The organism is Pseudoalteromonas sp. PAB 2.2, from assembly GCF_001938575.1.
Classification (GTDB): Bacteria; Pseudomonadota; Gammaproteobacteria; order Enterobacterales; family Alteromonadaceae; genus Pseudoalteromonas; species Pseudoalteromonas lipolytica.
Map to the genome: position 1 here is coordinate 209,517 of NZ_LYPI01000010.1, position 20,429 is coordinate 229,945.

General features: G+C 43.3%; 20 protein-coding genes. 18 read left to right on the plus strand and 2 right to left on the minus strand.

Translation table 11 applies throughout. The features are described from left to right. From fliP to BWD47_RS09475, 18 genes are all read left to right on the plus strand, one after another. Window positions 1-741, plus strand: coding sequence for a flagellar type III secretion system pore protein FliP (gene fliP, locus BWD47_RS09390; RefSeq protein WP_036970114.1), 741 nt, complete (start codon window positions 1-3; stop codon window positions 739-741). A gap of 39 nt (window positions 742-780) precedes the next feature. After that, entirely contained in the window at window positions 781-1,050 is a 270-nt protein-coding gene (gene fliQ, locus BWD47_RS09395; protein WP_036970111.1) for a flagellar biosynthesis protein FliQ, read from the plus strand. Continuing rightward, window positions 1,051-1,830 carry a flagellar biosynthetic protein FliR gene (gene fliR, locus BWD47_RS09400; protein WP_065978751.1) on the plus strand — a complete coding sequence of 260 codons (780 nt, stop codon included), beginning with the start codon at window positions 1,051-1,053 and terminating at the stop codon, window positions 1,828-1,830. It abuts the gene before it with no gap. Between the two features lie 9 nt (window positions 1,831-1,839). Next, window positions 1,840-2,970 (plus strand): flagellar biosynthesis protein FlhB, encoded by a 1,131-nt coding sequence (gene flhB, locus BWD47_RS09405; RefSeq protein ID WP_036970105.1) that lies wholly within the window; start codon window positions 1,840-1,842, stop codon window positions 2,968-2,970. Between the two features lie 71 nt (window positions 2,971-3,041). Then, a complete protein-coding gene (gene flhA / locus BWD47_RS09410) occupies window positions 3,042-5,153 on the plus strand; it encodes a flagellar biosynthesis protein FlhA (protein WP_075593871.1) in 2,112 nt (703 codons plus the stop codon). Between the two features lie 20 nt (window positions 5,154-5,173). Beyond that, on the plus strand, window positions 5,174-6,658 hold the full coding sequence (gene flhF / locus BWD47_RS09415; protein ID WP_075593872.1) for a flagellar biosynthesis protein FlhF: 1,485 nt from the start codon (window positions 5,174-5,176) through the stop codon (window positions 6,656-6,658). After that, on the plus strand, window positions 6,651-7,511 hold the full coding sequence (locus BWD47_RS09420; protein ID WP_036970099.1) for a MinD/ParA family protein: 861 nt from the start codon (window positions 6,651-6,653) through the stop codon (window positions 7,509-7,511). The genes flhF and BWD47_RS09420 overlap by 8 nt, the downstream gene beginning before the upstream one ends. Window positions 7,512-7,537: 26 nt before the next feature. Then, complete coding sequence (locus BWD47_RS09425) at window positions 7,538-8,248, plus strand: RNA polymerase sigma factor FliA (protein ID WP_036971668.1); 711 nt, start codon at window positions 7,538-7,540, stop codon at window positions 8,246-8,248. Between the two features lie 39 nt (window positions 8,249-8,287). Then, window positions 8,288-8,671 carry a chemotaxis response regulator CheY gene (gene cheY, locus BWD47_RS09430; protein WP_016708035.1) on the plus strand — a complete coding sequence of 128 codons (384 nt, stop codon included), beginning with the start codon at window positions 8,288-8,290 and terminating at the stop codon, window positions 8,669-8,671. Window positions 8,672-8,688: 17 nt separating this feature from the next. After that, the gene (locus BWD47_RS09435) at window positions 8,689-9,456 is read left to right on the plus strand and encodes a protein phosphatase CheZ (RefSeq protein WP_036970081.1); all 768 of its coding nucleotides are present in this window, start codon (window positions 8,689-8,691) and stop codon (window positions 9,454-9,456) included. 15 nt (window positions 9,457-9,471) lie between these two features. Further along, window positions 9,472-11,751 carry a chemotaxis protein CheA gene (locus tag BWD47_RS09440; RefSeq protein WP_075593873.1) on the plus strand — a complete coding sequence of 760 codons (2,280 nt, stop codon included), beginning with the start codon at window positions 9,472-9,474 and terminating at the stop codon, window positions 11,749-11,751. A 75-nt stretch (window positions 11,752-11,826) separates the two neighbouring features. Then, window positions 11,827-12,963 carry a chemotaxis response regulator protein-glutamate methylesterase gene (locus BWD47_RS09445; protein WP_075593874.1) on the plus strand — a complete coding sequence of 379 codons (1,137 nt, stop codon included), beginning with the start codon at window positions 11,827-11,829 and terminating at the stop codon, window positions 12,961-12,963. Then, on the plus strand, window positions 12,956-13,720 hold the full coding sequence (locus BWD47_RS09450; protein WP_065978755.1) for a flagellar motor protein: 765 nt from the start codon (window positions 12,956-12,958) through the stop codon (window positions 13,718-13,720). Before BWD47_RS09445 ends, BWD47_RS09450 begins: the two co-directional genes overlap by 8 nt. A gap of 6 nt (window positions 13,721-13,726) precedes the next feature. Next, complete coding sequence (locus BWD47_RS09455) at window positions 13,727-14,686, plus strand: flagellar motor protein MotB (RefSeq protein WP_065978756.1); 960 nt, start codon at window positions 13,727-13,729, stop codon at window positions 14,684-14,686. 11 nt (window positions 14,687-14,697) lie between these two features. Continuing rightward, on the plus strand, window positions 14,698-15,468 hold the full coding sequence (locus tag BWD47_RS09460; RefSeq protein ID WP_036970071.1) for a ParA family protein: 771 nt from the start codon (window positions 14,698-14,700) through the stop codon (window positions 15,466-15,468). 2 nt (window positions 15,469-15,470) lie between these two features. Beyond that, a complete protein-coding gene (locus tag BWD47_RS09465) occupies window positions 15,471-16,217 on the plus strand; it encodes a chemotaxis protein CheW (RefSeq protein WP_036970068.1) in 747 nt (248 codons plus the stop codon). A 21-nt stretch (window positions 16,218-16,238) separates the two neighbouring features. Continuing rightward, window positions 16,239-16,736: a chemotaxis protein CheW gene (locus tag BWD47_RS09470; protein WP_036970065.1), complete on the plus strand. Its 498-nt coding sequence runs from the start codon at window positions 16,239-16,241 to the stop codon at window positions 16,734-16,736. 16 nt (window positions 16,737-16,752) lie between these two features. Then, complete coding sequence (locus BWD47_RS09475; RefSeq protein ID WP_036970062.1) at window positions 16,753-17,154, plus strand: DUF2802 domain-containing protein; 402 nt, start codon at window positions 16,753-16,755, stop codon at window positions 17,152-17,154. A 381-nt stretch (window positions 17,155-17,535) separates the two neighbouring features. On the opposite strand, the gene BWD47_RS09480 is transcribed toward BWD47_RS09475, so the two are convergent. Beyond that, on the minus strand, window positions 17,536-17,844 hold the full coding sequence (locus tag BWD47_RS09480; RefSeq protein WP_036970060.1) for an EscU/YscU/HrcU family type III secretion system export apparatus switch protein: 309 nt from the start codon (window positions 17,842-17,844) through the stop codon (window positions 17,536-17,538). A gap of 6 nt (window positions 17,845-17,850) precedes the next feature. Beyond that, a complete protein-coding gene (locus BWD47_RS09485; RefSeq protein WP_075593875.1) occupies window positions 17,851-20,412 on the minus strand; it encodes a flagellar hook-length control protein FliK in 2,562 nt (853 codons plus the stop codon). Window positions 20,413-20,429: the final 17 nt, after the last annotated feature.

Sequence of the window (20,429 nt, forward strand, 5' to 3'; positions counted from 1 at the left end):
ATGATCAAGTGGATACTTATTTTAGCTACCGTGTTATTCCTGCCATCTGTTAATGCAGAAGGCATCGATGCACTCACTATCACGACCAACCCCGATGGCTCGCAAGACTACTCGGTAACTTTGCAAGTACTTGCAATAATGACTGCGCTGAGCTTTATTCCTGCGGCAGTGATTATGATGACTTCATTTACGCGTATTATTGTAGTGCTGGCAATTTTGCGCCAAGCAATCGGTTTACAACAAACTCCTTCGAATCAAATATTGCTTGGTATGTCATTGTTTTTAAGTATCTTTATTATGGCGCCAATTTACCAGCAAGTGAATGAGCGTGCGATAGAGCCATACCTAAATGAACAAGTCACCTCAGTGCAAGCGTTAGAATTGGCAAAAGAACCAATGAAAGCCTTTATGCTTTCGCAAGTGCGCCTTAAAGATTTAGAAACATTTGCAAAAATAGCGGGTTACGATAAGTTGGATTCTCCTGAAGACACGCCTTTAATCGTGCTGATCCCCGCATTTGTGACCAGTGAGCTACAAACCGCTTTTATCATAGGTTTTATGTTCTTTATTCCATTTTTGATTGTCGATCTCGTGGTTGCATCGGTCTTGATGGCCATGGGTATGATGATGTTATCGCCGATGATCGTCTCCTTACCATTTAAAATTATGTTGTTCGTACTGGTTGACGGGTGGAGCTTAGTAATGGGGACGCTTGCGAAGAGCTTTGGGCTTGGTGTGTAGCAATGCGTAACATAGCGTGTAACAGTTAGGAGTCATACGATGGAACCGGAAATTTTTGTCGATATTCTCAGCGACGCTTTATTTTTAGTGATCAAGCTGGTGTCAGCGATTGTTGTGCCTGGCTTGCTGGTGGGGCTTGTCGTTGCGGTGTTTCAAGCTGCAACATCAATTAACGAGCAAACACTCAGTTTCTTGCCTCGTCTACTCATTACAATCAGTGCGCTTATATTGGGTGGTCATTGGTTCACTCAAGAACTCATGGATTATTTTACGCGGCTTGTTATGTCGATTCCGGAGATTGCGGGGTAAATGGAGTTTCCATTTGCGGTCATCTTACAGTGGCTCAGTGACTTTTTACTGCCATTTGTACGCATTAGCTCCATGATTATGATCATGGCAGGCTTAGGTGCGAAGAATGTGCCAACGCGTATTAAGCTGGGTTTAGCGGTCGTGGTGACCTTTGTGGCTGTGCCTATGCTGCCGCAGAGCACGTTTACAAACCTGTTTTCGTTTGAAATGGTACTGGTTGTTATCCAACAATTATTGATTGGTGTGGCAATTGGCTTTGCTTCGGTATTATTGCTGAATACTTTTGTACTTGCTGGTCAAATATTGGCGATGCAAACAGGCTTAGGTTTTGCCTCTGTTGTTGATCCCTCGAATGGCTTGAGTGTACCCGCGGTGGGCCAGTTTTACCTGATTCTAGCCACGTTACTATTTTTTGTCTTTAATGGGCATTTGATGATGATTCAAATGGTCATACACAGTTTTGAAGTCTTGCCTATTGATGGTACTTGGTGGTCGGTTGACCACTACTGGGATATCGTTACATGGGGTGGGTGGATGTTTACCACCGCGTTAGTTCTGGCTCTTGCTCCATTGACAGCGATGCTTGTGATCAATATGTCATTTGGGGTCATGACGCGTGCTGCTCCGCAATTAAACATTTTTTCGATAGGCTTCCCTTTTACTCTTGTCGCAGGGCTTGTGATTATTTGGGCTACGTTAGGCAATTTTATGACTCAGTTTGAGTTTCAGTGGTTAAAAATGGTTGAGTTAATGTGCAGCCTTGTTGGCTGTACACCTTAGGAGCGCGCCATGGCTGAAGATTCAGGTCAAGAGAAAACCGAAGAACCCACCGGGAAAAAAATAGAAGACGCCAAGAAAAAAGGCCAAGTTGCCCGCTCTAAAGAGTTGGGAACGATGTTCGTATTAATTTTTTCGGCTATTTCATTGCTGTTGTATGGCCCTGAAATTGGCAAGGGCTTATATAATGTGATGGGACGATTATTAAGCCTTAATCGTAATGAAACTTACGACACCACCAAAATGTTTTCAGTGTGGAGCATTGTCTCTGATGCCTTGTTGTTCCCGATGGCGATGTTTGTTCTCATTATTGTAATAGCGGCATTTATCGGTAACACGTTACTGGGCGGCTTTAACTTTAGTTGGCAAGCTGCAGCGCCTAAAGCCAGCAAAATGTCACCGGCTAAAGGGATTAAACGTATGCTTGGTCCCCAAGCAGGCGTTGAGCTGGTTAAGTCGATATTGAAGTTTGCGGTGGTTGCAGGCTTTGCAGTATTTTTAATTAATACCTTTTTTGATGAAATATTACATCTAAGTATTGAAAGTGCGCCGGGGAATTTCATTCATGCCCTTGAGATTCTAGCTTGGATGTTTTTAGGCCTGACTTGCACGCTAATTATTATTGCAGCGATAGATGCGCCTTATCAAAGCCACAAGCATCACAAAGAGCTTAAAATGACCTTGCAAGAGGTAAAAGACGAATATAAGAACTCAGAGGGTGATCCACAAATTAAAGCCCGTATTCGTCGTACTCAGCGTGAAATGTCGCAAAGGCGTATGATGCAAGACGTGCCAGATGCCGATGTTATCGTGACCAACCCGACTCACTATTCGGTTGCCCTAAAGTACGATACCGCCAAAGCAGGTGCGCCAATTGTACTTGCTAAAGGGGTCGATGAGCTTGCTATGCAAATTCGTAAAGTGGGTAAGGGTAACGATGTGCCTATTGTTGAATCACCCATGCTTACCCGTGCGCTTTATCACACCACCGAGGTGGGCCAGCAAATACCTGATCAACTGTTTACCGCAGTAGCGCAAGTGCTTGCCTATGTATTTCAATTAAAACGCTTCCAAAAAGGGCGTGGTAAACGTCCTGTTCCACTTAATAAAAAGCTCCCTATCCCAGAGGCTTATAAATATTAATTAGCCGTTTAATAACTTGGAATAGTTATTGCAAATTCCGTGTAGTGTCAATTTTTTGAAATTGTTGAATTATGGAATTTAAAGCGGTATTACAACAACTTAATAAAGATAAAAAAGAGTATGCGAAGGGGCTTGGAACACCATTACTGGTGCTTGCAGCCCTTGGCATGGTTATTTTACCTCTGCCTCCTTTTCTTTTAGATATTCTTTTTTCGTTTAATATCGCGCTTGCGCTGGTGGTGTTACTCGTTACGGTTTACACCATGAAGCCCCTTGAGTTTGGTATGTTTCCGGCCGTGCTGCTAATAGCCACAATTATGCGTCTTGCATTGAATGTTGCCAGTACTCGGGTGGTACTCCTTGAAGGTCATAATGGCGGGGATGCTGCTGGTAAAGTAATTGAAGCGTTCGGCTCGGTGGTTATCGGCGGTAACTATGCCGTTGGTCTTGTTGTGTTCCTTATTCTCATTATTATCAACTTTGTGGTTATCACCAAAGGTGCAGGGCGTATTTCAGAGGTGTCAGCGCGTTTTACACTTGACGCTATGCCAGGTAAACAAATGGCGATTGATGCTGACTTAAACGCAGGTTTTATTAGTGCAGAGCAAGCTCGTGAGCGCCGTGAAGAAGTAACCCGTGAAGCCGACTTTTATGGCTCAATGGACGGTGCCAGTAAATTCGTAAAAGGTGATGCTATTGCCGGTATTGTGATCCTTGTGATTAATATCGTGGGTGGTTTATTTGTCGGCATGATTCAACATGACTTAAGCTTCAGCCGTGCAATGGAAGTATATACGTTATTAACCATTGGTGATGGTCTCGTTGCGCAATTACCTTCATTACTTCTTTCAATTGGTACTGCGATTGTTGTGACGCGTCAAAATGAGTCGCATAACATGGGCGATCAGTTTAAGTCGCAGCTAGGAAACGAAAAGTCGTTATTTATCGCTTCAGGTATTTTGATCACCATGGGCCTTGTGCCAGGCATGCCTCATCTTGCATTTTTAAGCTTGGGCGCATTGTTAGGTTACCTTGCTTACTTTACCCAACAACAAAAAATTAAAGCAGAAGCAGAAAAAGCTGAATTGGAAGCAAATGGGGGCTCGCCAGGCACCGGTGTTGCTAACAAGCAAGAGCAAAAAGAATTGGGTTGGGACGATGTACAGCAAGTAGATGTGATTGGTTTAGAAGTCGGTTATCGCTTAATTCCACTGGTTGATCAGTCGCAAGGGGGAGAGCTACTTAACCGTATTAAAGGTGTGCGTAAGAAACTCTCGCAAGAACTCGGTTTCTTGGTACCGCCCGTGCATATCCGTGACAACTTAGAGTTAGACCCTAACGCCTACCGTATCACAATGATGGGTGTATCCAGTGGTGAAGGTGAGCTTAAGCATGGTGACGAACTTGCTATAAACCCAGGGCAAGTATTTGGCCCAATCAAAGGTGTTGAAACAAAAGATCCTGCTTTTGGACTCGATGCAGTATGGATTAAGCCAGACCAGAAAGATGAAGCCCAATCATTGGGTTACACCGTGGTTGATGCAGCTACTGTCGTGGCAACCCATATTAGTCAGCTATTAACAAACAGCGCAGCATTACTATTAGGTCATGAAGAAGTACAGAACCTACTTGATATGTTAGCGAAAAGTCATCCTCGTCTTGTCGAGGGACTGGTTCCTGACGTGTTACCATTGACCACGGTTGTAAAAGTGCTGCAAAACTTACTTAACGAAGGGGTCGCAATTCGTGATATGCGTTCAATTGTTCAGACCCTTGTTGAATATGGCCCACGTAGCCAAGACCCAGATGTGCTAACGGCTGCAGTGCGAATTTCACTGCGCAGATTGATTGTTCAAGATGCGGTTGGTATGTCATCTGAAATCCCTGTCATAACCTTGGCGCCTGAGTTGGAACAGATGTTGCATCAGTCACTTCAAAATGCAGGTGACGAAGGTGCCGGAATAGAGCCAGGACTTGCAGAGCGACTTCAGCAATCATTAAATGAAGCGCATCAAAACCAAGAAATGGCCGGCGAACCTTCGATATTACTAACGTCAGGAATGTTACGCACTGTGTTATCTCGTTTTGTTAAGTACACCATCCCAGGTTTAAGGGTAATGTCTTACCAAGAGGTACCAGACGAAAGACAGATTAAGATTGTCAGCTCAGTAGGCCAACAATAGGATAGTAAAGGGGTTGTACCATGAAAATTAAACGTTTTTTTGCTAAAGATATGCGCACCGCACTGAAAGAAGTGAAAGATGAATTAGGTGTTGATGCGGTTATTATGTCTAACAAAAAGTTAGCGAATGGTGTTGAAATTGTCGCCGCTGTTGATTATGACAAAGCAGCCCCAAAAGCCGAAGCGAAACCGGTGCCTGCACACACAGCGCCACAACAGTCGCATAACTTCGTTAAACCAGAACCTATGCGCGCTAAACCTGAGCCACAAGCCCAAGTTGCAGACAGCCTACAAGCGTTACTAGAGCGTCAAGCCCCACGCCCTCGTTCGCCAGAGCTTGCTTCAATGTTTAATCAATCTGGTATTGAAACGAGTGAACATTATCAGCCAAAAACACACAGTTTTGCGCCGCAAGAGCAGCCGCAATATTCAGCAAAACCTCGCTATCAAGAGCAAGCAGCACCGCGAGTGCAAACACAAGCACATAGCTTAGGTTTTGATGATGATTTAGACACAGGCTTCGACGATTTAGATTCACCAGCAGAACACAAAACGGCCACACCCGCAAGCCACTCAGAAATGGCGACGATGCGTGAAGAAATGAATGCCATTCGTCAATTACTTGAACATCAAGTATCTGGTTTGATGCAGCAAGACATGGCGCGTCGTGATCCTACCCGCGCTTGTATGATTGATCGCCTAGCCGGTATGGGCATTGAGCGTGATGTTGCGGAGCAAATGGCGTGTTTTATTCCTGATGACGTTTCGCGTCAACAAGCGTGGCAAGCCTTATTGCAAATGGTTGAAAACCAAATGCATACAACAAATAATGAAATTTTACGTCAAGGCGGTGTGTACGCTTTAGTGGGTCCTACGGGGGTGGGCAAAACCACCACCGTGGCGAAATTGGCAGCCCTTGGTGCACAAAAATATGGTGCAGATAAAGTCGCGCTTATTACAACAGACACTTACCGTATTGGAGCGTATGAGCAGCTAGCCACTTATGGCCGCATTATTGGCTGTGGTGTGAAACAAGTTAAAGACGCAAATGAATTAGCTGAAGTGTTATACCATTTACGCAATAAGCGTCTAGTATTAATAGACACTGCGGGTATGAGTCAACGCGACTTACGCTTAACTGAGCAACTTAATACATTAATGCGCAATCAGCGTGTCGACATTCGCAGTTATTTAGTGTTAAGTGCAACAGCGCAAATTAACGTGCTACAAGAAACCGTTCGCCACTTTAAAAAAGTGCAACTAAGTGGTTGTATCTTCACTAAGTTAGATGAATCACTTAGTTTAGGTGAGATTATTAGTATTGCGATTCAAAATCGCTTGCCAATAGGGTATCTTACTAATGGTCAGCGTGTTCCTGAAGATATTCGCGTTGCGAATGCAGAAAAACTAGTAAAAAAAGCTGAGCAATTATATTTAAAACGAGCAAAAGCACAACATTCACGACGTCAAGCAGTAGCGTCGAACACAGTAGGGATGTATGATTAACACAGTATTAGATCAAGCAAGCGGCCTGCGCAAAATGAATCAAAATAATAATAGTGGCGTTAAAGTTATCGCTGTCACTGGCGGCAAAGGTGGTGTGGGTAAAACGAATGTGTCACTCAATACCGCGATCGCATTAGGTCAGCTGGGAAATCGTGTATTAGTATTAGATGCCGATTTAGGGTTGGCAAATTGTGACGTAATGCTTGGTTTACGTGTCGAGAGAAACTTATCTCATGTTTTATCTGGTGAGTGTGAACTGGATGAAATTCTTGTCGAAGGCCCAGCAGGTATAAAAATTGTGCCAGCGACTTCGGGCTCGCAAAGTATGGTTGAGTTAACACCGTCAGAACATGCGGGGCTTATCCGCGCATTTAGCGAGCTAAATACTGAGTTTGATATTTTAATTGTCGATACCGCTGCGGGTATTTCAGACATGGTATTAAGCTTTTCGCGTGCAGCGCAAGATGTTGTTGTTGTTGTATGCGATGAACCTACCTCAATTACCGACGCTTACGCCCTAATTAAAGTGTTAAGTCGTGAGCATGGCGTTTACAAATTTAAAATAGTTGCCAATATGGTGCGCAGTATGCGTGAAGGGCAAGAATTATTTGCTAAACTCTCAAAAGTAACGGATCGATTCTTAGATGTGTCTATGGAACTTGTCGCAACCATTCCGTATGACGAGAATATGCGCAAATCGACCCGCCGCCAAAAAGTGATTGTGGAGTTATTTCCAAACTCACCAGCCGCTGTGGCATTTAAAACATTAGCAACGAAAGCAGTTAAGTGGCCAATTCCAAATCAACCGTCAGGTCATTTAGAATTTTTTATTGAAAAACTAGTAAACGGTTAACTATGACAACATCGGTGAATAAAGCGATGGGATATCAATCAGCACAGAATTTAAATGCGATTGTTGAAAAACATGCCTCTTTAGTCAAAAAAGTGGCGTGTCATCTAATTGCTCGTTTACCTGCCAGTGTGCAACTCGATGATTTGATTCAGTCAGGTATGATTGGCCTTATAGAAGCGTCGAAAAATTTTGATGCGAGTAAAGGGGCCAGTTTTGAAACATTTGCGGGTATTCGAATTCGAGGTGCTATGCTCGATGAAATCCGTCGAGGTGATTGGGCTCCCCGTTCAGTTCACCGTAATGCACGCCTTGTCGCTGAAACGATTTCGGATTTAGAGAGTATTTTAAACCGCGAGCCAAAAGACACAGAAGTTGCTGAAAAACTTGATATTACACTGGATGAGTACCATCATATTCTACATGATGTAAATTCCAGTAAGGTACTGGGTATAGAGGATTTAGGCGTTGATGAAGACGTCATCACACCTATGGGGCATGATTTAGCACTAGACAAACCGTTTAATAATGTTAAAAATGAACGGTTTAACCAGTCTCTATTGACGGCTATCCAATCTTTACCAGAAAGAGATGCACTCGTTTTGTCTTTGTATTACAACGATGAAATGAACTTAAAAGAAATAGGGCACATACTCGATGTTAGCGAATCGCGTGTGAGTCAAATACATGGTCAGGCGATGATTAAGCTCAAAGCAAAAATCAATGACTGGATTAATTAGTAGTAAGTAAATAAGGTTCAAACCTCACCGGAGGATGTTTTGGATAAAAACATGAAAATTCTTGTTGTTGATGATTTTTCTACAATGAGACGTATCATTAAAAACCTGTTAAGGGATTTAGGTTTTACCAATGTGCAGGAAGCTGATGATGGTTCAACAGCATTGCCGATGTTGCAAAATCAAGAGTTTGATTTTGTTGTAACAGATTGGAATATGCCTGGAATGCAAGGTATTGATCTATTACGCGCAATTCGTGCTGATGATAGCCTTAAACATATCCCCGTGTTAATGGTGACAGCTGAAGCGAAAAAAGAACAAATTGTTGCTGCTGCTCAAGCGGGTGTTAATGGCTATATCGTCAAACCATTCACTGCTGCGACACTGAAAACCAAATTGGAAAAAGTGTTTGAACGTTTAGGTTAATCTAAGGGGAGAGGCTTATGTCAGCACTTGCTGCGCCTCAAATAAGTTTAGAGCAAGCTCGTCAACTTGTTGAGTATCTTGAAAATGGTGAACAAGAGAAGGCTGATAAGCTGATACTTGAAACAGCATCAAAAGAACAATCAGAGTTGTTTGCTGAAGTCGGTAAATTGACACGACAACTTCATGAAGCACTAAAAAACTTCGATCTTGATACTCGACTCACAGATTTAACAACAGAAGCAATCCCGGATGCAAAGCAGCGCTTGAATTATGTCATGGAAATGACTGAAAGCGCGGCCAATAAAACGATGGATGCCGTGGAAGCGAGTTTGCCTATAGCACAACAGCTCGCTGATGAAATTGCCACGATTAAACCAACGTGGGATCGTTTAATGAATCGAGAAATTGAACTCGGTGAATTTAAAACGTTATGCCACAGCTTAGATAAGTTCATGAATAACTCGCACACCAAAACAGATGAGTTACAAGGCTTGATGACCAACGTGCTAATGGCGCAAGATTATCAAGACTTGACGGGGCAGGTAATACGCCGTGTTATCGAATTAGTGCGCGAAGTAGAAGACAGTTTAATCAATCTCTTAACTGTATTCGGCAGTCAAGACGATGGTCAAATAAAACAAGAAAAACAGGCCATAGACAAAGCACCTGCACAAAGCGATACGCTGGCAGGTCCAGAAGGGCCAATTATTGATAAAGAGTCACGCGATGATGTTGTTTCAGGACAAGATGAAGTTGATGACCTATTATCAAGTCTGGGCTTCTAAGAGGAGAGTAGCTGCATGAGCTTTGAAGTCGATGAAGATATTTTACAGGATTTCCTTGTTGAAGCAGGGGAAATTTTAGAGCTTTTGTCAGAGCAATTGGTCGAGCTTGAAAATAATCCAGATGATAAAGACTTACTAAACGCTATTTTTAGAGGCTTTCACACCGTAAAAGGTGGCGCAGGCTTTTTAAGCATGACTGAACTTGTTGATGCGTGTCATGGTGCTGAAAATGTGTTTGATTTGTTGCGCCAAGGCGTGCGCAGTGTCACACCAGAACTTATGGATGTTATTTTACAAGCCCTCGATACAATCAATGAAATGTTCGCGACAATTCAAAATCGTGAACAACCAGAGCCAGCAGATCAAGCCCTCTTAGACGTCCTACATAAATTAAGTCAACCACCAACAGCAGAAGAGCTCGCTGGTGAAGACACAACCGTAACAGACGAAGTAGCAGAAGAAGTCACTGTTGAGCCTGAACCGGTTGTTGATACACCCGAAGTTACTGCTGATGTCTCTAGTAATATTGATGACGACGATCCGTTTGCATTTGATATGTTATTTGATGGGGGATTGGGTGATACCCAAGCTCAACCACAAAACATAGATGAAATTACTGAAGATGAATTCGAAAGCTTGCTCGATGAGTTGCACGGTAAAGGCCAAGGGCCTGCATCAATCACATCAGACACCATGAGCAGTGACAGCGATGATATTACCGATGATGAGTTTGACAGCTTATTAGATGAGCTTCACGGCGTTGGCAGTTTTGGTGAAGTAAAAGCCGACAAAATTACCAGCCAAGCTCCCGCTGAGCCAAGCGCTCCGGTCGAGCAAAGCCCCCCTGCAGTCAGTAATGAAGGCTCTGATGATGAAATTAGTGATGATGAGTTTGAAGCATTACTTGATGAATTACATGGCAAAGGCAGTGCGCCGCAATCATTAGAGACAGATAAGCCGCAAACGCCAGAAACAACCAAAGTTGAGCCAACAAAACCTGCGGCCCCAGTGGCTGCAAAGGTTGAGCCTGCTAAATCTGCGCCACAACCTGCAACGAGTAAGCCTGCACCAACTGAAAAAGCGCCCGAGAAACAGGCTGCTGCGGCGGCGAAAAAAGCGCCGCCTCCCCAAGCTGAAACAACCGTGCGTGTCGACACTAAACGGTTAGACCAAATTATGAACATGGTTGGTGAGTTGGTGTTGGTGCGCAATCGCTTAGTGAGCCTTGCAAATAACACCAACAGTGAGGCGATGGGGAAAGCTATTTCGAACCTAGATGTCGTCACGGCAGACTTGCAAGGTGCGGTAATGAAAACCCGCATGCAGCCAATTAAGAAAGTATTTGGTCGTTTCCCGCGTGTTGTTCGTGATTTAGCACGTAGCTTGAAAAAAGACATCAACTTGCTATTAGTCGGTGAAGAAACCGACTTAGATAAAAACTTAGTTGAAGCCCTTGCTGATCCACTTGTTCACTTAGTGCGTAACTCTGTTGACCATGGTATCGAGATGCCTGCGGTGCGCGAAGCGGCCGGTAAGCCTCGTACAGGGACAGTTACGCTTTCAGCATCGCAAGAAGGCGATCATATTCTGCTAACCATTCGTGATGATGGTGCAGGTATGGATCCTGAGAAGCTGAAAAAAATAGCAATAAACAAAGGGGTTATCGATCACGACCAAGCGAGTCGTTTATCGGACACTGAAGCGTATAATTTAATATTTGCACCTGGTTTTTCAACCAAAGAGGAAATCTCAGATATTTCAGGTCGTGGTGTGGGTATGGATGTGGTGAAAACCAAAATCACCCAACTAAATGGCTCTGTGAACATTCAATCTGAGCTAGGTGTTGGAACCATACTTGAGATCAAAGTACCTTTAACACTGGCAATCTTGCCGACTCTGATGGTTATTGTGGGTGAGCAAACTTTTGCTTTACCACTGGCTGGGGTGAGTGAAATTTTCCATCTTGATTTAACAAAGACCAACGTTGTCGATGGGCAACTGACAATTATTGTCCGTAAAAAAGCGATTCCATTATTTTATTTACAACATTGGTTAGTGAAAGGAGCCAATCGCCAAGAGCGTAAAGCAGAAGGTCATGTGGTTATCGTACAGATTGGTACTAAGCAAGTGGGCTTTGTCGTTGACTCATTAATTGGTCAAGAAGAGGTGGTGATAAAACCTCTCGATGCTTTACTGCAAGGTACACCAGGTATGGCAGGCGCAACAATCACTTCTGATGGTGGCATTGCACTGATTTTAGATGTACCAAGTATGCTAAAACATTACGTTGGCTAATAATAGTTAGGCTCAATAATTTTAAAGTGCAGCTAATATGCTGCACTTTATGGCATAAATAACAAGAGAGTGCTAATGGCAGTCAAAGTATTAGTTGTTGATGATTCAAGCTTTTTTCGTCGCAGAGTAAGCGAAATATTAGAGCAAGACAGCGACATTCAGGTAATAGGGTTTGCTGTAAATGGCCGCGAAGCAGTTGATAAAGCGCGTGAGCTAAAACCAGACGTTATTACAATGGATGTTGAAATGCCGGTACTTGACGGCATTAGTGCTGTTAAAGAAATTATGGCAGCAACGCCTACGCCAATATTAATGTTTTCTTCGTTAACCCGAGATGGTGCAACAGCCACGCTAGATGCATTGGACGCGGGGGCGCTTGATTTCTTGCCTAAAAAGTTTGAAGACATTGCAAGAAACAATGAAGAAGCGATTGCCTTACTACAAAATAAAGTAAAGGAAATAGGGCGTCGCCGTATTTCTCGTTTTACACGTCCTTTGACTTCACCTCGTCCGGCGTCCCCGACACCTGCAACTAGCACGCGAACTGGCGGCATTGTTCAGCCAGATCGTAGTTTTAGCCGTTCAACTCCCGCAGCGCCTTCGCCGTCGAGTAATGTTAGAGCGTCAGGGAAGCAGTACCAAGTTGTTGCAATTGGCACCTCGACAGGTGGCCCCGTTGCGCTGCAAACAATATTAACGCAACTACCTGCTAATTTTCCGCACCCCATATTACTTATTCAACATATGCCGGCTGCATTCACGCCAGCGTTTGCTGCACGTTTAAATGGCCTGTGTAAAATCAATGTGAAAGAAGCACAGCAGGGTGACAGACTGATGCCTGGCACTGCGTATTTAGCACCGGGTGGTCAGCAAATGCTGATAGAGGGACGTGGCTCTGCACGCACACTGCGTGTGTTTGAAGATGACAGTCCGCGTATTACCTATAAACCCAGTGTCGATGTGACATTTGCCAGTGCTGCAAAAGCATTTGGTGGTGATGTATTAGCGGTGGTGCTGACTGGTATGGGGGCTGATGGTCGTGATGGTGCTCGCATGCTGAAGCAAGTGGGAGCCACTATTTGGGCACAAGATGAAAAAACCAGTGTGGTTTATGGTATGCCACAGGCCGTTGTTAATGCGGGTTTAGCCAGTGAAAACCTAGCTCTTAATGATGTTGCTACACGCTTAATACGTGAGACTGGCTGTGGATAAGCTGTCTTTTCTTGGATTAATCGTTGCTATTTGTGCCATAACCTTCGGCTACGCGCTTGAGGGAGGGGTTGTTAGTGCTTTGTTCAATGGTCCTGCCTTAATTATTGTACTTGGGGGAACTTTAGGTGCGGTCATGCTGCAAACGCCAGGCAGTGTGTTTACTAAAACGCTGAAAATTAGTCACTGGGTGTTTTTTCCTCCTTATCATGATGTGGACGCCGCGATTGAGCAGGTGAAGCGGTGGTCACAAAAAGCGCGTCAAGAAGGGTATTTAGTTTTAGAGTCTGAAGCGCTTGCGCACCCAGACCCCTATGCTGCAAAAGGTTTAAGCTTGCTTGTTGATGGCGCCGGCGAAAATAAGCTCAGAGATACGCTAGAAATTGATTTAATGCTTGAACGCGAACGTCTGTTAGAAGTCAGTCGCGTGTATGAAGCAATGGGCGGCTATAGCCCCACAATTGGCATATTAGGGGCCGTGCTTGGCCTTATTCAGGCAATGCAATTTATTACTGACCCAGAAAAGTTAGGCGCAGGCGTTGCAACGGCGTTTATTGCGACGATTTACGGCGTCGGTTTAGCTAATTTATTGTTCCTGCCAATGGCAAATAAGCTAAAACAACAGATTGAACAAAAAATGCTGTATCACGAATTACTTGCTGAAGGCATTATTGCGATTGCTCAAGGCGAGAGCCCACTCAATATTGAACTTAAACTTGAGGCGTACCGTGTTGAACGTCCAAGCTTAGTCAGTGAGTAAGTTTTTATGATGCGCCGTCGTATGCGTCATACCACTCAAAAAAGCCAGCACACAGAGCGCTGGTTAGTCTCTTATGCAGACTACATGACTATCATGTTCGCTTTTTTTGTTGTTATGTACGCTATCGCTATTAGCAAGAATGAAGATTTTCAAATTTTGTCTGATTCGCTTGAGCAGGTGTTTGAAAAGTCAGCTCGCAAACAGGAGCAGGCAGGCACAGGCGTCAATGGGACGGGTATTTTAACTGACCGTGTGACCCCTGAAAACGACATTTTGTACGGTGAAAGTATACGTAAAGATGAGCAAGGCCCCGAGTTACTCGACGGTCAAAGTGAAACCAGCAATATAGATAAAAAGCACTTAGGTAAACCCCTTGATAGCTTGCTTACCAAGTTACAATCAGCATTAATCGATGAAATTCGGGATGGTGAGGCTAGTTTAGAGCTTCATCAAGATTGGCTTATCATAGAATTGAGCTCAGGCATGTTATTTTCATCGGGTAGCGCAGTTGCACAACAACGAGCAAAGGAAGTGGTTGCTCTAGTTAAAGAGATTATTGCCCCTGTTGATAACTATATTCGCGTTAGAGGCTACACGGATAACGAAGGTATCCGTAATGAAATGTTTCGTTCTAACTGGGAGTTATCTGTTGCACGTGCCACGTCTATACTTGTTGAGCTTGAAAGTTTAGGAATAAACCCTGCACGAATGGCAATTGAAGGGTATGGCCAGTATTCACCGTTTGCCAGTAATGATACAGCACAAGGTCGAGCCGAAAATCGTAAAGTCGTGGTGGCATTATCTAAATACGGTTTACCGCCAGAGCCGAAGCAAAATAATGATCAACCAATGGATGTCGCACCTGAAGAGCCTGCTGAAATTGAGTTGCCAAGCAATGATAACACCATTAAAGTGATTCAATTACCCCATGGTGGGATTCGAATTACCACGCGCAATGAACAATAATAAGGTGTGATGTGAAAATTTGGACAGTAGCGAATCAAAAAGGTGGAGTAGGGAAGACAACAACAGCTGTTAGTCTTGCTGGTATTCTAGCATTACAAGGAAAGCGCGTTTTACTCATAGACACCGATCCGCATGCGTCACTTACTTATTATTTTGGCATTGATTCAGAAGAGCTGGAAGTCAGTGTTTATGATATTTTTGCCCGCGGCAATAGTATGGCAAGTGAAGAAATTTTACAGGCGCTGTGCCCTTCAACGCTTGAAAACCTTGATATAATGCCCGCGACCATGGCCATAGCAACGCTTGATAGAAGCATGGGCAACAAAAATGGCATGGGCCTTATTTTAAAAAAAGCACTGGCTAAAATTAGTGAGCATTATGATTACGCTATCATTGACTGCCCGCCAGTCCTTGGGGTGCTAATGGTTAATGCATTAGCTGCCAGTGAGCGTATTTTGGTTCCTGTGCAAACTGAATTCTTGGCATTGAAAGGGCTTGATAGAATGATGCGTACTATGGAGTTAATGCAAACTTCACAGTCGAAACAATACCAATATACAATTATCCCTACTATGTACGACAAGCGGACTAAAGCATCCCTTGAAGCCTATAAAACGTTGCAGGATAATTACAAAGACAAAGTGTGGTCTGGTGTAGTGCCGGTGGATACAAAATTTAGAGATGCGAGTTTGGCACAACAAGTGCCGATTCAATTTTGCCCGCGTTCACGCGGGGTTTTTGCATATCGCGCGTTACTTGATTTCTTAATTGCACAAGGTTAACGATGAGTAAGCATTTATTTGCCAATGAAAAAGTGATGACCCAATACTTGGGTGCCTTGCTGTGCGAAGATGAACCTGCTGAACAAAATCTAGAGCCTGTTGCAAAATTACTGGAGCAAGTAAAACAACCAAAAGTAGACATTGCTCCGCCAGAAGCGGCACCTGAACCCGAAATACCCCTAGTTGAACCGACTAAAGAGCTTGAGAAAACCGAGAACCAAGCTAATATCAAAGATATAGTCGAGAAATCTAGCAATGACATTGCAGCTAAAACGTCATCTGAACGTCAAGAAGACTATTTTGATGGTGAGTTTCAGGCTTTATTTTTTGAGGTGGCAGGGTTAACCCTTGCAGTACCGTTAAAAGCATTAGGCGGTATCCATCAACTTGCAGAGGTAAACCAATTATTTGGTAAGCCTAAGTGGTTTAAAGGGGTCATGCTTAACCGCGATGAAAAACTGAATGTGGTAGACACCGCTCGCTGGGTAATGCCAGAAAAGTATAATGAAAAGCTAGAACAATCACTAGATTATCAGTATTTAATCACCTTAGGTGATAGCCAATGGGGATTGTTGGCTGAAAAGCTCGTAAATAATATTACGCTTCGCAAAGAAGATGTAAAATGGCGAGCAAAATCAGGTAAGCGGCCTTGGCTTGCTGGGGTTATCAAAGAAAAAATGTGTGCCTTGATTGATGTTGAAAATTTATATCAATTGCTAGAGCAAGGCTTAGACAGCCGTGAGCAGTAACTATTATTACGGAGTAATAGCATGAGTGAAGAAAGACTACTGTCAGCGAATAAAAATGCTGATAGCAACGATGAAGTGTTACAGTGGGTAACCTTTAAACTTGAAGCAGAAACGTACGGCATTAACGTAATGCAAGTACAAGAAGTACTTCGCTATACCGAAATTGCTCCTGTACCAGGCGCGCCTTCTTATGTACTGGGCATTATTAACTTGCGTGGTAATGTTGTTACGGTTATCGATACGCGTGCACGTTTTGGCTTAATGGGTGCAGAAGTAACAGACAATTCGCGCATTGTTATTATTGAAGCCGAAAAACAAGTTATTGGTATTTTAGTCGACAGTGTGGCTGAAGTTGTTTATTTACGCAGCTCTGAAATCGACAGCGCGCCAAATATTGGCACTGAAGAGAGCGCTAAGTTTATCCAAGGCGTTTCAAACCGTGATGGTGAGTTATTGATCTTGGTTGATCTGAATAAGCTATTAAATGACGATGAGTGGGACGAGCTGAGCGCACTATAAAGCGTTTGGAAATTATATGCTGTTATACTCCTTGTTTGGTGCCTCAATCCTACTTGTATTAGTGTGTTTGGGGCTTATTTTTGTTAATAACAATAAACAATCCGCGGCTATTCAAGCAAAGCAAAAACAACTGCAAGAAACTCAACAACAACTGAGTATTCTGCGTAGTGAAGTGGCTGAAATGCGCGCAGGAATGCTAAGTATTGGCAAACGTGTTGTCGCAGTGGAAGAAAAAAGCCAAGAGCTTGAGCAACTGCAAGACGCACAAAAATATGATGATCCTAATGCGAAAATCTATTCGCGCGCGGTCAAAATGGTTGAACTGGGTGCTGATCTCGAAGAGATTATTCACGAATGTGAACTACCCAGAGCTGAAGCTGAGTTACTTATGTCGCTTCATAAACAAAAAGGTGCTTAAGAGCACCTTTTTGCCAACTTGCACTAATGCTTAATCATTTTGAGGGATTAAACCTATCGCTAGCTGCGTTAAAAATGTCTGATTTACGACTGCATGGGTGCAGGAGGTAGGGCAGGAGCAATTGCCGAGAACAACTAAATAACGACATTTTTGCCTTGCCATCGACACCATTTTTTACCTGATATAGATTATACCATTCCGCAAAAATACTTAATCATTTTGAGTGATTAAACCAGTCGCTACCTGCGTTAAAAATTTCTGATTTAGAACAACTAAATAACTAAAATTTTGCCTTGTTATCAACGCGGTTTTATTGCCTCAAAATAGACCACTTAATTAAGCGGAATGGTATTACTTAATGATGTGAAAGGACGTTCCTTTTTAAGCCTGAATATTTAACTTGCCTTGAAAATCTTGCCAACCAGGGGGAAATTTACCGCGTAAAACATACGAAAAGGCAATAAGCTCAGCAATCACATAATAAAGCTCCTTCGGTATCTCTTCACCTAACTCAAGATGTGACAGTGTTTTTGCTAAATCAGCATCTTGATGAACTAAAATGCCTTTTTGTTCGCCAAGCTTCACAATTTCTTCTGCCAGCTCACCAAATCCTTTACAGGTTACTTTTGGCGAGTTTCCAGCTTCGTAGAGAAGACCAATGGCTGACTTATGTGTGTATTGTTCGCTCATTGAATATTAAACCTTAATGTTGATGATGGCATGCGATTTATAAAATGCCTGATGAGTCGTTGTACCTTGTTTTAAACTTAACTCTCCTACATTTAAACCATGACTAGCGAGCTTATGGCGCAGTGTATCTAAATGCGGGTGCGCTAGAGCGGTTACCTCTTGCGACGATGCAAGCAATTGGCAATCGACCGCGGTATCCATAACCTCAGCCGTTACTTGCAGTATACCAAGCGTTGCAAAGTCAAAGTTTAACCTAACAAACCACACATTCTTGCTCTCGAGTTTATTTTTACTGGGTTTTTTGTATTGCCCAAGACTTATCTCTGTTTGCCCTGTTTCTGGGGGGAGTTTCATGGGTAAGAAAAATTGCGCGAGGGCGCTGGCATCTTGTTGCTGGTTAATCGGTGTTGCTTGCACTTGAGCGAGCGCTGTTTTTACTTGGCTTATCTCTGCGGCCATGGCTTGCAAGCTAGGTTGTTGAAGTTGTTCGAGTAACTTATTACTGTTCACGGCTTTAAAGTTAGGTACTAACACTTGTAAAAGTGCATCAAGCCCTGTTTGATTATTAAAGCTAAGGTTCGTAGGGGCTTGGCTTACGATGGGGGCCGCGAGTGTGGTTATAGCTAATTGTTCAAGCCCTTGAGTAAAACTGGCTTGTTGGCTTTGAGGTGTCAAACTTGAGGGCCTTATAATGCTCAGTAACTCACGCTCAATGGTTGAAGGGTGTACATTTTGATTTGATATCATTCTATTAAATGCTTGATTCACCAATCTATTTAAATCGACTGAGGGGGATTTGTTTTGCTCACTTAGTTCATTGATTTTTTGACTTAGCTGTACAGGAAGATCACTGACTGCGCTACTTTTGGTGTTAGGTAAAGGCAGTAACTGTGCAATTAACGCCGCCTCTAAAGGCCTAATGGGTTGTAATGGTTGCGCTAAGTTAGGCTCTTTCAACGCTAAATAAGGTGGCTGCATTTTTAATGTATTACTCGCATCTGTCAGCAGTTTGTCTAACTTGGGGTGTGTCAGCGCTGGTTGCGTTTTGAGACTTGCTACATTACTTGGCGGCTGGGTTAGTGTCATTTGGTTTGCTGCAACAGGTTTAGCGTGAGGCTTTATTAATGGCGACTCTGTCCCCTGAGTTTTATTAGCCTCAGCGGGGATTAGTTTTTGTAATTCAATTGCTTGTTGACTATTGATGCGTGGAAGAACACTTGCTTTAATCAATTGAAATAGCTGAACAAGTGGCGCCGATTTAGTAAAGCTAACAGGCAGCATCGGGTTTTCGACCTGCGCTTGTATTGTAGCTGTTGTCCCTGAAGTGTTGGCTAAGGGGGCATGAGTCTTTGGTGCATCAGCCACAGCGGTTGCTGATGTTGACTGATGGAATCGTGTTTCGTTTGGCCTGTTATTTTCAAAAGCCGCGAGTTTTACAATATCGAGTCGTTTAGCATTAAAGCCAAGCTGACTGATTGAGTCGGTTTTAGTATTCAATGCAGCATCAAGTGAATTATTTGTGGCTTTATTTGCAGCGGGTAGTTTTTCGAAATAACGAACAGCATCGGTTATGCGCGTTTTTAGGTCGGCAAAACTGCCTTTTAACCATGAGCGAATCGGTGAGTTTGTGGTGCTTAGTGGCGTTAATTCAACATGCTGTTTAGGGGAAGCATTGCGCTGGCTTTGCAGTGCTTGAATAAAGGTCTCTGCGAGAGAATTTTTAAGTGTTATTTGCTGTGCAGGCGCTTGGTTAATAAGCGTGATAGTGTCTTTAATTGCCTTAGGTGTCATTATTAAACTAAGCGGGCTTAACTGCCATTGAGCTTGAATATTTTTTACTTGCTTAGAGGGCAGTGTATTTAATGGCACCGTTAAGGAGGACGTTGGCTTTTCAGGTAAGTTCAACTGCACTTGTTGCCCAGATAGCTTTAGGTTTAGCTCAGGTGTGAGTTTTGCCAAAAGTTCTGCGACCTTTTGCTGGCTAATACTTTGTTGGTGAAGTGAATCACCAAAACGGTTAATGATTGTCAGCGAAAACTCGTTGTGTTTATTGCTGGCAGGCACTATCACAGCCTTGAGTGGAGTTTCTGTTTTTAAGAGTGCTGCAAGGGTGTTATTGAGTACAAATTCAGTGTTGAGTACGGGTAATTGCAAAGCCGGCTTTGTTGCAGCAAGGTTTGCAGGTAAGGGGGCGGTTGTACGTGAGTCACCCTGTGTTAACAGATTAAGTAAAGCGTGTAACTGAGGCGCTTTACTCAGCGTCATTGTTACGGGTAAGGGTGATATTGTCAGTTGTTTACCATCGCTGCTTAATTGAATGGTTGCGGCTAAAAATTTCTCAAGTTGTGGGTTCGCTTGTTCTGTCGATAAGCGTAAGGTTTGCCAGCTGTTATTAATTAATACATCCATTTGCACAGTATGTTTAGTTACAACAATATTGCGTGCTGTTAAGTGCTGATCTGTGAGTGCTTTTAACGCGTCGTTGGGGTGTTGTTGACCAGCCGAATGTATGCCTTTTGGATCAAGGTTTAGGTGAGTGGTGAGAGTCAACTGGCTTTGTTTATTCATTATTTTAGATCAAATAT

Bases quoted from the DNA above. Each gene is read 5' to 3' on its own strand.
- BWD47_RS09435 (WP_036970081.1), top strand. From the start codon at position 8,689: ATGTCAGCACTTGCTGCGCCTCAAATAAGTTTAGAGCAAGCTCGTCAA.
- fliP (WP_036970114.1), top strand. From the start codon at position 1: ATGATCAAGTGGATACTTATTTTAGCTACCGTGTTATTCCTGCCATCT.
- fliR (WP_065978751.1), top strand. From the start codon at position 1,051: ATGGAGTTTCCATTTGCGGTCATCTTACAGTGGCTCAGTGACTTTTTA.
- flhF (WP_075593872.1), top strand. From the start codon at position 5,174: ATGAAAATTAAACGTTTTTTTGCTAAAGATATGCGCACCGCACTGAAA.
- BWD47_RS09480 (WP_036970060.1), bottom strand. From the start codon at position 17,844: ATGAGCGAACAATACACACATAAGTCAGCCATTGGTCTTCTCTACGAA.
- BWD47_RS09420 (WP_036970099.1), top strand. From the start codon at position 6,651: ATGATTAACACAGTATTAGATCAAGCAAGCGGCCTGCGCAAAATGAAT.
- BWD47_RS09475 (WP_036970062.1), top strand. From the start codon at position 16,753: ATGCTGTTATACTCCTTGTTTGGTGCCTCAATCCTACTTGTATTAGTG.
- BWD47_RS09445 (WP_075593874.1), top strand. From the start codon at position 11,827: ATGGCAGTCAAAGTATTAGTTGTTGATGATTCAAGCTTTTTTCGTCGC.
- BWD47_RS09465 (WP_036970068.1), top strand. From the start codon at position 15,471: ATGAGTAAGCATTTATTTGCCAATGAAAAAGTGATGACCCAATACTTG.
- BWD47_RS09470 (WP_036970065.1), top strand. From the start codon at position 16,239: ATGAGTGAAGAAAGACTACTGTCAGCGAATAAAAATGCTGATAGCAAC.
- BWD47_RS09440 (WP_075593873.1), top strand. From the start codon at position 9,472: ATGAGCTTTGAAGTCGATGAAGATATTTTACAGGATTTCCTTGTTGAA.
- flhA (WP_075593871.1), top strand. From the start codon at position 3,042: ATGGAATTTAAAGCGGTATTACAACAACTTAATAAAGATAAAAAAGAG.
- BWD47_RS09485 (WP_075593875.1), bottom strand. From the start codon at position 20,412: ATGAATAAACAAAGCCAGTTGACTCTCACCACTCACCTAAACCTTGAT.
- flhB (WP_036970105.1), top strand. From the start codon at position 1,840: ATGGCTGAAGATTCAGGTCAAGAGAAAACCGAAGAACCCACCGGGAAA.
- BWD47_RS09425 (WP_036971668.1), top strand. From the start codon at position 7,538: ATGGGATATCAATCAGCACAGAATTTAAATGCGATTGTTGAAAAACAT.
- fliQ (WP_036970111.1), top strand. From the start codon at position 781: ATGGAACCGGAAATTTTTGTCGATATTCTCAGCGACGCTTTATTTTTA.
- BWD47_RS09455 (WP_065978756.1), top strand. From the start codon at position 13,727: ATGATGCGCCGTCGTATGCGTCATACCACTCAAAAAAGCCAGCACACA.